The following is a 12,696-nucleotide window of genomic DNA, read 5'->3' as shown; positions in this document are numbered from 1 at the left end:
ATACAGCAGTTACTTGCTTTGCACGCTTGGCCGGCGATTTTTCACAGGTTGCACAGAGACCGTATGGGCCGGCTTCTTCAGCAAATGCCTGATTTGCTTGAAGCTCACGAAGGTCTTGCGCTCTTCGTCCCATAGACGGAACCGCAGCGATTCCAAGCTTGTGCGGAGCGTGATCGTCGTCGCATGCTGCAATGGCGGTGTCTCGTCATGCGCTTGCTCCAGCAGGTAGTTCGGCACCTTCGGGCTAAGGTGATGAACGTGGTGGAACCCGATGTTGCCAGTGATCCACTGCAATACCTTCGGCAGCTTATAATATGAGCTTCCTTCCACGGCAGCAAGCACATAACTCCACTCATCCTCATGCTCGAAGTACGAATCCTCGAACTGATGCTGCACGTAGAATAACCAAATGCCGAGCATACCCGATACGAAAATAATCGGAACCTGAACCAAGAGGAATGCCTGCCAACCAATGGCCCAGCATAGCAGTGCGTAGAGCGCTACGATGAGTACATTCATCAGATAGGTGTTCAGGCGTTCTTTCCGCTTCGCGCCTTTGCGATTGAACCGGTAGCTAATAACAAAGATAAAAATCGGTCCAAGAACCAGCATAACGAACGGATTGCGATAGAATCGGTAAGCCAGACGCTGCAGCGTTGGTGCTGCGATATATTCATCCACCGTCATCACCCACATATCGCCAACGCCCCGTTTGTCGAGGTTGCTGCTCGTTGCATGGTGAATCGAATGGCTGTTCTTCCATTGCTGATACGGAACAAGTGTCAACACACCGGTGATCGTACCGAGAATATCATTGGCCCGGCGGCTCTTGAAGAAGGATTGATGACAGCAGTCATGAAAAATAATAAACGTGCGAATCACAAACCCCGATGCGACGATCGCGATTGGCAGCGTAAGCCAGTACGATACGGACAGACTAGCGTAGGCCGCAATCCATAACAAAATTAAAGGTACAATTGTATTCAACATCTGACGAATACTCGTCTTTAAGCTGCTCTTCTCATAGGGAACCATTTCTTTCTTCAAATGAGCGACGCTCGCTTGTGTCATCGTGTCATGTCCTCCTTGGGCTCATGCATGGTATAGCCAATCCACGCAACGGGTCTATTCTACCTTCAGTATAGAAAAATCCCCTATCCGCCGAGTAGTCATGAACGTCAGGTGACAAGTATGACGAATATCATATAAATGGACATGTTTTTCCCAATCCTACCCAGAAATGATGGAATACCCCCACCCGATGACAAAAGACCTCCTACCGCGAAGAGAAGGATTCCTCTCGCAGCAGAAGGTCTGCCGATCATCGTCTTATTTGCTTGCGCGCCAAGCGTCAAGCTGCCTCTGTGCTTCTGCAATAATCTTATCGATGCCTTGCGCCTTCAGCTTCTCAATCGCTTTTGGCAGCATTTTCTCTGGATCTACCGAACCTGTGTTGAAGGAAGGACCGAATTCATCGACCGCATTCTTCACGTTCGCGATTTCTGTCATGACATTCGTTGGGTCGAATTGGAACCCAAGCAGCGGTGCATTTTTCGCAGAATCATTGAATTTCTTATATTGCTCCCACTTATCCGCTGGATCAGCTTTGAGTTTATCAAGCAAGAACATGTTGCCAAGCGTGAAGGACGGCATGCTGTAGCCGGAATCCGGTATCGGCTCGTACGTATCTTCCGTCAGACGTTTGTAGTGCACGCCTTCAATCCCGTTATTAATCAAGTTGCGCAGATATTTATCCGTATTCAGCAAATTCAAGAACTCCATCGCTTGCTGCGGATATTTGGTTTTGGATGAAATCGCCTGCATCGAGCCCGTTACAGACCAGTTGAATACGAGCGGCTCATGCATTGGGGTCGAGACGATTGGATACTTCATGCTGTCTGACCATTGAATGTCGGCGAATGGTACGGTGTGCTGCTTATCCACGAGCCATTTGCCCGTCTTCTCGAAATCATTACCTTGCTTCGTCGCTACATCCGGCGGCAAGTATCCCGCTTGGTAGTACTCGCGCATCGTTTTGAACACTTGCTTCGCTTCTGCTGACTCCCAAATATTCACCATCTTGAAATCCGTTGTGTTCATAGACACTCCAACCGGAATGCCTTCTAATGCAAAATCAAACGGAAGGTACATCCCAATGTTCGAAGGAATCGGATACACATCCGGTTCGCCTTCCTTGACAGCCTTCAGCATCGGTGCGAGGCTCTCCAGTGTTGTTGCTTTTGTAATGTCTAATTTGTATTTGTCGACCAGGTTCTTGTTGAACCGCCACACGGCTTGTGCCGGAAGCTCTTTATTCGTTGGAATCGCATAGTTATGGCCGTTGACCTTAGAACCTTCGAGGAACGCCGGGTTCAGCACTTCCTTGATGCCTTGGCCATGTTGGTTGATCAAGTCATCCAACTCTAGGAAATAGCCTTTTCGTGCCCCCTCCACATAGTTGAAGGCCCATGAACTCGTGAACGCGATATCGAACGGCTCACCCGAAGCGGCGATAACTTGCATTTTCTGCGAATAGTCGCCCCAATCGATAACTTTCATATCCAGCTTCACGTTGATTTTCTCTTGCAAATATTTATTAACCTCAGTAAGTACTTTATCTTGGTCTTTCTGCGGACCGCCAATGGTATACCATAACAGCGTCACTGGATCAGCTTTCTTCTCTTGCGTCGTTTGCTGCGTATCGGTCGTTCCTGTGTCTTTCGTTCCCTCGCTGGGTTTGGCATCCTTGCTGCTGCCGCAGCCTGCAAGCGCAACTGAAGCAAGCATGATGAAGGTCAATACGAGTAGTACACTTTTTCTCATCTCTGTCTTCCTCCCTTTTATTTTGAGTTATACCTGTATATAGATTGAACGAACAGATGGCTTGGTACCTGCTAGCAGTCACTACGAGAAAGCTTGGCCTTCCGGTCGCTGTTGTTGTCGGATTTCTTGAATGATTAAGTTATAGAGGAAATCCGACAACAAAGGCGAACGTTATCACTCCTCCAAGCTCAAGCTTCCTCTTCGTTCCTTAGCCGCTATAATGATATTCGTTCAACGTATATCCCTTCGGCGCTATTCCTTCACCGCGCCAATCGTCAAACCTTGCACGAAATAACGCTGGAAGAAAGGATATGCGAATATGATCGGCACGGTAGCCAGCACAACCATCGCCATCCGTGTCGTCTCGGCCGGCAACGTTCGAACCATATCGGTTCGGTCCCCTGCACCTGCCAATCCCGCATTTTGGAGAATAAATTGGATATTCGTCTCTACCTTCATCAGTAAGGATTGCAACGGCAGCAATCTTGCATCGTCAATATAGAGCAGCGCGTTGAACCAGTCGTTCCAATATCCAAGGGCTGCGAACAATCCAATCGTTGCTAGGCCCGGCAGAGAAATCGGTAACACCAGGTACAGGAAGACGCGGAATTCGCCTGCACCGTCAATTTTGCCCGATTCGATAATGGCATCAGGCACCATCGTCTTGAAGAAGGTTCGCATAATCAAGATCGAGAATGCACTGACGCACATCGGGAGAATTAACGCCCACATCGTATCCTTCAAATGCAGCACCTGCGTCACGACGATATAAGATGGGACTAACCCGCCCCCGAACAGCATCGTGAAGAAGGCAACGAAGGAGAAAAAACCTCGAAAATGAAAGTAACTGCGGGAAATCGCATACGCATATAAGGACACGATGATCAGAGTGAGCAGCGTTCCTACGACGGTGATGAACAGCGTGACCCCGTAGGATCGAAGCAGCTGATCGCCTGTTTTGAACAGGTAAGTGTAAGCATCGACGGACCACTTCTCCGGAATAATGGAATACCCATTCTTTGCTAACGCCGTCTCATCCGTGAAGGATAGCACGACTACGAACAAAAACGGATAGACGCAAGCGAGTGAAAATAATCCGATCCCAAGATGTGCTATAGCATTCCAGAACGGTGACAAATGGTGAATGTTCCGAAGCTTCTTCGCTGCGTGCTTATTTGCTTGCGGGTGTGGATCAACGGCGGTTCGATGTTCCAAAGTAGAGTTCCCCCTCTCGCTAAAGATGTCGGTCACGGAACACGGGATGTCCGTGGACGTTAGAATAACGCTTGTTCTTTGTTAATTTTGCGTACGATAAAGTTCGTGGTTAAGACAAGAATGAAGCCGACCACCGCTTGATAGAGTCCCGCTGCGGTACTCATGCCAATATTGCCCGTGACCTTCAGTCCGCGATAGACGAACGTGTCAATGACATTCGTAACCGGATAGAGTGCGCCGGTATCGCGCGGCACTTGATAGAACAGTCCGAAGTCCGCCCGGAAAATACCCCCTACAGCGAGGATGAACATGATAACGATAATCGGTGTAATCATCGGAATCGTAATGTTGCGAATTTGCTGCCATTTGCTGGCCCCGTCGATCATCGCCGCTTCGAAATACGACTTGTCGATACCGACAATCGCCGCCAAATAGATGACGCTGCCGTATCCGACACCCTTCCACAGGTTTACGATAATGAGAATGTACGGCCAGAACTTCGTCTCCGAATACCAGAATTCCGGATCTAGGCCGATCCAGGTCAAGAACTGGTTCAGTACCCCTTTATCCACGCTTAGGAAGCTGAATACGAAGTAACTCACGATAACCCACGATAGAAAATGCGGCAGGAACATGCCGGTTTGATAAATTTTGGCCAGCTTCTTGTTCGCAATCTCACTAATGACAATCGCGACAAGCACGGCGAAAAATGTCCCGAGAATGATAAAGGCAGTGTTGTAGAGCAGTGTGTTCCGCACGATCAGATAAGCGTCCTCCGTCTTGAACAGGTACTCGAAGTTTTTGAACCCGACCCAATCACTCTCGATCATGCTCGCTAAGAATCCGTCTCGGCTGAACTGATAATCCTTGAATGCAATTAATGCTCCCGGCATCGGCAAGTAACAGAAGAGCAGAAACCATACGAATCCCGGCAGTACCATCAGGAGCAGAGCTTTATTACGGCCAACCAGCTTCAGCCAGCGCATTAAACCTTTCATGTTGTCCCCCCTCAGCTCGTCATTTGTTTATATGCCTAACTCTACAGCAATGTAAGCGTTCTCTAAAGTGGACAAATCAAAAGTCGAAGTGGATAAAACAAAGAACGTATTCCTTTCTATTTGCCAAGACAGTACAATAAATGTTGGGATTCCCCTTAATTAAAAAGGTAGGAATTCTCACTCGTGTAAGCGTATACATACAAAGGAGTAGACACCTATGCGTCCGATGATTGACTTCTACCAGAAACACTTCAAACAAAAATTGTTCAATAAAATCTTGATGATCTACTCCCTGATCACGATCGTGTCGCTGGCGACGCTATCCGTCTTCGTCTTTACGTATTACAGCAACAATCAGATCAAAAAAGAGCTGGATGCGAACAACCATGTGCTGTCGAGCATCGGCAGCTATCTAGATGCGCGCCATGCGGCTTCCCAGCAGATTATTCAGCAGATTTATCAAGATGGCTCTTCTACCCTGCTGGATGACGCGCTGTCATTTCTGAGAAATAGCTTCTCGGATTATTTGGATGAACGACTGTCGCAATTCAGCGATACCGGCATTCGAAGGCGAGATGTGTTCAATTTCCTGCGCATACAGTTGAATACGTTCTCAGACATTCGGACAATCGGACTCTACAGCTCCAAGAAAAATTTTATTCTGCTCCTTACGAAAGACACGCAGACCTACTATCCGGTGAACCATGACCTCCAGAACGTCCTAAACCAATATGTCATTACGCCCAAGAGCATCACGACCGTCAGCAACATTACGAATCTGACGACGCTAGAGACGGACGGCAATCTTATCATCGACTATAATTCCGACGGGATCTATCGCGCGTTCCAGAATAATTGGAGCGAAATGAAGGGCTATGTGCTCGTCCTAACACCGAACGGCAACGTCGTCTTCGATTCTTCGAATCGATATTACGGCGCCAAATATCCATATATGTCACAGCTCAACTCGTCCTCCTCCACCCAACAATTCGAGGAACCTTCCTATGTGAATGTGCAGACGACGAATCGTTTCGGATATTGGATCGTCGGCGTCATTCCGAAGCGCGAGATGTCGGATAGTATGGTTGGCCTAAGGAATACGTTAATGCTCGTCACGAGCCTCGTCATCGTTGCCGCGATGGGCCTGACGTATTTTACGATCGTGAATTTCTCCAGGCGGACGAGAACGATAGTACGGGCGATGGAGAAGCTGCGCAGCGGAGATTTATCCGTACGGATTACGATGGAGAAGGAAGATGAGCTCTTCCAGATCGCGGATCGCTTCAACCATATGACCGAAGATTTGACGCGATATATCGACCGTGTCTATGTCTCGGAGATCAGGCAGAAGCAAGCGGAGCTGGTGGCGTTCCAAGCGCAGATCAAACCGCATTTTCTGTACAACACGCTCGAAGCGATTCGCATGCGAGCCCTCTCCTATCAAGCGGAGGATGTCGGCGAGATGATCTACATTCTGTCGACGTTATTCCGGTACTCTGTACGGCGCGATACAATCGTCCCGCTCGAAAATGAGATCGAATATTGCAGCCTGTATCTGGACCTGTTCCGCATTCGCTATATGCAAAATTTCTCGTATGAGATCGATATTGAACCGGAGCTGATGAGCCTGCGAGTGCTGAAGCTGTCCATTCAACCGATCATTGAGAATTACATCGTACATGGGCTGGTCATGTCACGTACCGATAATCGCATCTGGATTCAAGCCGCCATGGAAGATGACGTGCTCATGATCACGATCAAGGATAACGGCAGTGGCATCGCGCCCGAGAAGCTCGAGTCCATTAGGCAGAAGCTGAATACCGAGGTGACCGAGGAAGCAGCCAGCCAATCGATCGGTCTGATGAATACGCATGAACGGATTAAAATCTGCTTCGGTCCTACTTATGGCATACGGGTGGAGTCGGTTCCGGGCCAAGGCACTCTGATTACGATGAAAATACCAGCAAGCCAAGGAGGAGAACTATATGCGTAACGTATTTATCGTGGATGATGAGCCTTTCATTCTGCAAGGTCTAACAACGGTGATCGACTGGGAAGAGTTCGGCATCACGCTTGCAGGCAAAGCTTACGACGGTACGGAAGCTTTTGAGATCCTGCAGCAGATCGGCTCTCAGGTGGATATTCTCATCACGGACATTATGATGCGCGATATGAACGGCTTGGCCTTGATCGAACGGTTGAAGCCGCTCTATCCGCATATGAAGTTCATCGTGCTAAGCGGGTACAACGAATTCAGCTACGTGAAGGAAGGCATGCGGCTCGGGATTGAGAACTATCTGCTGAAGCCGGTGAATATGAAGGAATTAACGGAGACGGTCATGAGCACGGTTCAGAAGCTGGAACAAGCAGACCGGCAAGCCTACATTGTCCAGAATCAACTCGATATTCTCCGTGACAATGTGATGGCGCGGTGGGCTGCCGGGAACATCGATCCGGCGGAGCTGCGGAACAGGCTCGAATTTCTAGAAATCCCGATGGACCGCCCCTTCTATGCGGCGGCAACCGTGAAGACGGTGCAGGATGCCCCGATCGTCCTTCGCAGCGGCAGCGACGCCTCCTTATGGGAGCAGCAGCAGAATAGCGAAGCTTATCGGATCAGCCAATCGCTCGTGCGCACGCTGGAAGGCAGTTATTGCTACTGTGATATTGACGGCGATACCGTGATTCTCATCACCGGCGCGAGTGCCGAGGCAGGGCTTGAAGCGACAATGCCCCTGCTCGAGCAGATTCGCCGGGAACTGAAGCAGCGGCTTGGCATGCATGTATTCATCACGCTTGGCAGCATGGAGCTGAGCTATCTGGACATGTCCCAGAGCTATGCGCATGCCAAACGGCTGCAAGAGTATTTCTTGACGCATACGGACAATGCTATCATCTCATATGATCGGATTGTGGCTGTCGATGAGCAGCTCGAGCTGCCTTCCATGGATGCGTTCGAGTATGAACGGCTCCTGCAAGGCAAGGACAAGTCGACGTTGCACGCCTATATCGACCAGCTGTTCCAGGAGCTGCAATCGACCGCAGCGATTACACCGGCTCACATCCATAACCGTGCCGTGGAGCTCATCCTCTGCACGAAGCAGGTCGTGCGGGACAACAAGCTGAACCATGAACTCGCGACAAGCGGTTATAAGCAGCTGTTCACGGCCTTGTTCCGAGCACATACCATTGGCCAGTTGACAGCACACGTGAAGTTCATCGCGGATTCGGCCATCGACTACCTGTCGACCGAAGACGATGAATTCAGTGCGGTCGTGAAGCAGGTACTGCATCAGATCCAGACGAACTACGCGGAGGAGCTATCGCTCAAGACGCTGAGCCATACCCTGCACATTCACCCCTTCTACCTTGGACAGCTGTTCCAGAAGGAGACGGGCGAGAGCTTCTCGGATTACCTGAATGCCTTCCGCATCAAGAAGGCGCAGAAGCTGCTGAAGACAACGACGATGAAGACGAGCGATATTTCGCGGAGCTGCGGATACCTCGAGCCGGGGTACTTCTACAAGATGTTCAAGAAGTACACGGGGATGTCTCCTACACAGTACCGGGGCAAGCGGGATGGGGCTAGCTTGGAGCATGGGAGCGTAACCTAGACGTGCAGCGTCCATGTAGGTAGCTTAGAGTAAGAGCGTAACCTAGACACGGCGTTCATATTGATAGCTTGGAGCAAGGGAGCGTAACCTAGACACGGCATTCAAGTAGATGGAGCAAGGGAGCAAGTAGGGATAGAGTGGCCCCCCGCTCCCTTCCCCCTCACCTATGTTGGATATTTGCAAGATAGACTGCTACGTTTGCTAGTTTCCTCATGCTATCGTGGATTTTTTGCAAGATAGAGCTGCTTTATCGTCCCTTTTGCGCTTCAAACGCTGCTCTATCATGCACAAATACAGGATAAGTACTGTTCAGGGCGCAAACTAGCCCAAGTTCGTGCAAAAATCCATTGTAGGTGCGAGGAGGATACTGGGTCGAAGGAAATCGGGCAATGCGTCTCCTCTCCTCCAATCAAAAAAGGGCTACACAGCATGACACTGTGCAGCCCTTTTACTACTTTTCCCGTTCCCGTGCAATATACCAATACGCAATACCTACGAAGAGCATACCGCCGACGATGTTCCCAAGCGTTACGGGAACGAGGTTCGCCGCAAGTCCTACCCACGATACCGTCTCCGGATGCGGGATGAAGAGCGAGATCGACAATAACGTCATATTCGCCACGCTATGCTCGAAGCCAGACGTGATGAAGGCGAATAGGCACCAGAAAATCATGATGAGCTTCGCCGTCTCCTCCTTCAATTTCATCGAGCACCAGATCGCAAGACACACCAGCGTGTTACACAAGATGCCGCGCATGAACAATTCGAAGAATGGCGCATTCATCTTGGCTCCAGCTACCGTGTTGATGAAATCCGCTACACCGCCAGTCGCTAGCCCCGTTCCGACGAAGATGGCCGCCACGAGCATGGACCCTGCAAAATTGCCAATGTAACTGTAGAACCATATGCGCATCGTCTCAAGCCACGTGGTCTTCTTTTCTAACGTACTCACGGTCAGAATAAAGTTATTGCCCGTGAACAATTCGCCGCCCGCCATGATGACTAGGCTGAGGGCGATCCCGAAGGAGATCCCCATAATGATCTTGGTGCTCGGCACGTGCGCCGGCGATAACAGCCCGCCAATGGTGAAGATGAGAATGATACCCAGACCTACGAACAATCCGGCGAGCATCGAGGAAGTCAGGTACTTCCCTTTGCTGCGATTCAATAAAGCGACTTTCCCTACGCCTGCATTGTTAATGACATTAATGAGCTCCTTCATCCATTACAGCCCCCCGAGATAGACATAACCGTCACGAATTTCCGTCGGATATACTTCAATGCATCCATCATCTGGCTTCTGGACTTCACCTGTGACAAGCGAGATTTTCCAGTCATGCAGAGGACAGAACACGAATTCCCCGGAGACAATCCCTTCAGCAAGCGGACCGTTCTTATGCGGACAACGATTACTCACCGCACGGACATCACCATTCGATAGGCGAAAGATGGCGATCGACTTCTCCTTCACATGCACTTCTTTGCCGATCTGTATCGCAAGATCTTCGAGCTTGATTACTTTGATCATATTCATCGTTGTACTCATCGCGATCATCCCTTCTATCGTTGTTCAATGGTATACATGTTCCGGCGCTTCTCATCTTCGAGGGTCGTGCTCCATGCCTCGCGGTACGTGTCCCGTGCGAGTTCAAATCTACCAGCTAGCTTCTCCACCTGATCCTGATTATCGAGGACCATACGCACCATATCTACGCCGACACGTTCGACCCAAGGAGCTGTACGCTCGCCATAAATGCCCGTCTCCCGGTAGAGCTGCACATAGGCTTTCGCCATTTGCACCACTTCGTCTTCCGTCGCAACCGTCGTCAAGCTGTCGCATTCCCGGACTTCTGTCCCGCCATTACCGCCAAAATACAACTGGAACCCATTCTCTACGCAGACGACGCCGAAATCCTTCGTCAATACTTCCGCACAATTCCGCGGACAACCGGTTACCCCCATCTTCATCTTGTGCGGCGTATCCACCATCTCAATCTCCTGCTCTAAGCGAATGCCGAGCGCGAGCGAATCTTGCGTCCCGAAGCGGCAGAACTGCGACCCAACACAAGTTTTCACGTTGCGCAGCGACTTGGAGTAAGCGTAACCCGAACGCATTTCAAGCTCAGCCCATATTTTCGGCACATCCTCTTTCTTCACGCCAAAGAGTCCGACGCGTGCTGCGCCTGTAATTTTCACCAGCGGCACATTGTATTTCTTCGCTACTTCGCCGATACGAATCAGATCTTCCGGCGTTGTCGTACCACCGTACATCCGCGGAACCACCGAGAACGTCCCGTCCTTCTGAATGTTACCGTCCATCCGTTCGTTGACGAATCGCGATGCTTTGTCATCCTCGTATTCATCTGGACGCAGCATCCGCAGGTAGTAGTTCAAGGCAGGACGACATTTCGAGCAGCCCTCCTCGTGTTTGAAGCCAAGCACGATCCGGACTTCTTTCGGCGTATGCATGCCTTTCTCACGAATCGCTTCGACGACCTCGTCTCGGGATAACATCGTACAACTGCACATGCCAGTGACTTCCGCTGCTGCATCGAACTTATCGCCAAGCGTGTGTGCCAGAATCGCCTCGACTACCCCGCGGCATTTACCACACGATCCGCCTGCTTTGGTGACAGCTTTCACTTCATTGAATGTCGTCAATCCATGCTCGAGAATTGCGCCGACAATTGTGCCTTTCGTCACCCCATTACAGCCACACACGGTCTCATTCGCGCTCATCGAAGCTACGTCGATGCCCGCTTCTTCCCCCGCTTTGTGCAGAACAGAAGCATTCGTATATTCTTGAATATCAGCTTCTTTCTTCAGCATGCTGAACAACCGCGTCCCATCCGATGCATCGCCATAGAGGACGACGCCGACAACTTTGTTGTCGCGGACGAGCACTTTTTTATAGGTACCCTTCACTTGATCCTGTACGACAATGGCTTTCGTATCTTCCCGTTCATGAATTTCTCCGCCCGAGAACAAGTCGCATCCCGCTACCTTCAGCTGCGTCGAGAGCACGCTGCCCTGATACCCTTCGGTTGGCTTTCCTGTCAATACATCTGCCAGCACAACGCCTTGCTCATAGAGCGGCGCAACAAGTCCATAGGCGATTCCCCGGTGCTCCGCACATTCCCCAACCGCATAAATGTTAGGATCCGACGTCTGCATGAAATCATCAACTTGAATGGCGCGACCTACAGCAAGCCCTGCTTCCCGCGCAATCGCAGCGTTTGGTCTGATCCCTACCGCCATCACGACGAGATCACATTCGACACTTGTACCGTCATCGAATTTAAGCCCTTCAACCCGCTTCTCGCCATAAATTTCCGTCGTCTTCTTCTCCATTAGGAACTTCATGCCTTGCTTCTCGAGGTCCTTCTGGAGCAGCTTTGCCGCTTCACCGTCAAGCTGCATCTCCATTAGGTTCGGTAGCAGATGAACGACATGCACCTCCATCCCGCGATCGATCAGCCCCCGGGCCGCTTCCAATCCGAGCAATCCGCCGCCGATAACGACCGCTTTCTTGTATTGCTTCGCCGCTTCCATCATGAACTCGGTGTCCTCAATTGTGCGGAACCCGACAACGCCTTCGAGCTCATGTCCTGGCACCGGAAGAATAAATGCGCTCGATCCCGTCGCAATAATCAGCTCATCATAAGGAATGACCTTCCCTTGATTCGTAACGACTTGCTGCTGCTCCCGCTGAATGTCGATGACGCGTTCATTCGAGATCAGTTGAATGTTATTCTCCTTATACCAATCCCAATCATTTATATTAATCTCACTAAAAGTTGTTTTGCCTTGTAAGACATTCGATAGCATTATCCGGTTATAGTTCGGATAAGACTCATCCCCAATCATGGTGATGTCGAACATGTCAGCATCTCTTTTTAGAATTTCTTCAACACAACGTGCACCCGCCATCCCATTGCCGATCATGACCAACTTTTTTTTCATCGAACCCGCCTCCATCACTACTATGTGAAAAAAGTAACATACTTGTATTATATTGATTTTTAACTAATCACGTGTGATCCTAC

Annotated in this window: 9 protein-coding genes; 2 read left to right on the top strand and 7 right to left on the bottom strand. The window is 50.1% G+C overall.

The window, feature by feature from the left end; genetic code table 11:
• Positions 1 to 9: 9 nt before the first annotated feature.
• The 4 genes from GCU39_RS29080 to GCU39_RS29065 form a co-directional block, all read right to left on the bottom strand.
• Entirely contained in the window at positions 10 to 1,071 is a 1,062-nt protein-coding gene (locus GCU39_RS29080) for a Delta(5) desaturase DesA (protein ID WP_152396669.1), read from the bottom strand.
• Between the two features lie 258 nt (positions 1,072 to 1,329).
• A complete protein-coding gene (locus tag GCU39_RS29075; protein WP_152396668.1) occupies positions 1,330 to 2,823 on the bottom strand; it encodes an ABC transporter substrate-binding protein in 1,494 nt (497 codons plus the stop codon).
• Positions 2,824 to 3,075: 252 nt separating this feature from the next.
• Positions 3,076 to 4,038: a carbohydrate ABC transporter permease gene (locus GCU39_RS29070; protein WP_152396667.1), complete on the bottom strand. Its 963-nt coding sequence runs from the start codon at positions 4,036 to 4,038 to the stop codon at positions 3,076 to 3,078.
• 59 nt (positions 4,039 to 4,097) lie between these two features.
• On the bottom strand, positions 4,098 to 5,036 hold the full coding sequence (locus GCU39_RS29065) for an ABC transporter permease (protein ID WP_152396666.1): 939 nt from the start codon (positions 5,034 to 5,036) through the stop codon (positions 4,098 to 4,100).
• A 217-nt stretch (positions 5,037 to 5,253) separates the two neighbouring features.
• Between GCU39_RS29065 and GCU39_RS29060 the strand changes: the two genes are divergently transcribed.
• The gene (locus GCU39_RS29060; RefSeq protein WP_152396665.1) at positions 5,254 to 7,029 is read left to right on the top strand and encodes a sensor histidine kinase; all 1,776 of its coding nucleotides are present in this window, start codon (positions 5,254 to 5,256) and stop codon (positions 7,027 to 7,029) included.
• Positions 7,022 to 8,650: a response regulator transcription factor gene (locus GCU39_RS29055; protein ID WP_152396664.1), complete on the top strand. Its 1,629-nt coding sequence runs from the start codon at positions 7,022 to 7,024 to the stop codon at positions 8,648 to 8,650. The genes GCU39_RS29060 and GCU39_RS29055 overlap by 8 nt, the downstream gene beginning before the upstream one ends.
• A gap of 451 nt (positions 8,651 to 9,101) precedes the next feature.
• On the opposite strand, the gene GCU39_RS29050 is transcribed toward GCU39_RS29055, so the two are convergent.
• From GCU39_RS29050 to nirB, 3 genes are read right to left on the bottom strand one after another with little or no spacing between them, the layout of a single operon-like run.
• Positions 9,102 to 9,872, bottom strand: coding sequence for a formate/nitrite transporter family protein (locus GCU39_RS29050; protein ID WP_152396663.1), 771 nt, complete (start codon positions 9,870 to 9,872; stop codon positions 9,102 to 9,104).
• Between the two features lie 3 nt (positions 9,873 to 9,875).
• Positions 9,876 to 10,196 (bottom strand): nitrite reductase small subunit NirD, encoded by a 321-nt coding sequence (nirD, locus tag GCU39_RS29045; RefSeq protein ID WP_018758565.1) that lies wholly within the window; start codon positions 10,194 to 10,196, stop codon positions 9,876 to 9,878.
• A gap of 14 nt (positions 10,197 to 10,210) precedes the next feature.
• Positions 10,211 to 12,613, bottom strand: coding sequence for a nitrite reductase large subunit NirB (nirB, locus tag GCU39_RS29040; RefSeq protein WP_152396662.1), 2,403 nt, complete (start codon positions 12,611 to 12,613; stop codon positions 10,211 to 10,213).
• Positions 12,614 to 12,696 lie beyond the last annotated feature (83 nt).

Origin of the sequence: Paenibacillus guangzhouensis, assembly GCF_009363075.1 — a bacterium.
Taxonomy (GTDB): domain Bacteria; phylum Bacillota; class Bacilli; order Paenibacillales; family Paenibacillaceae; genus Paenibacillus_K; species Paenibacillus_K guangzhouensis.
This window is presented reverse-complemented; position numbering and strand designations above follow the sequence as displayed.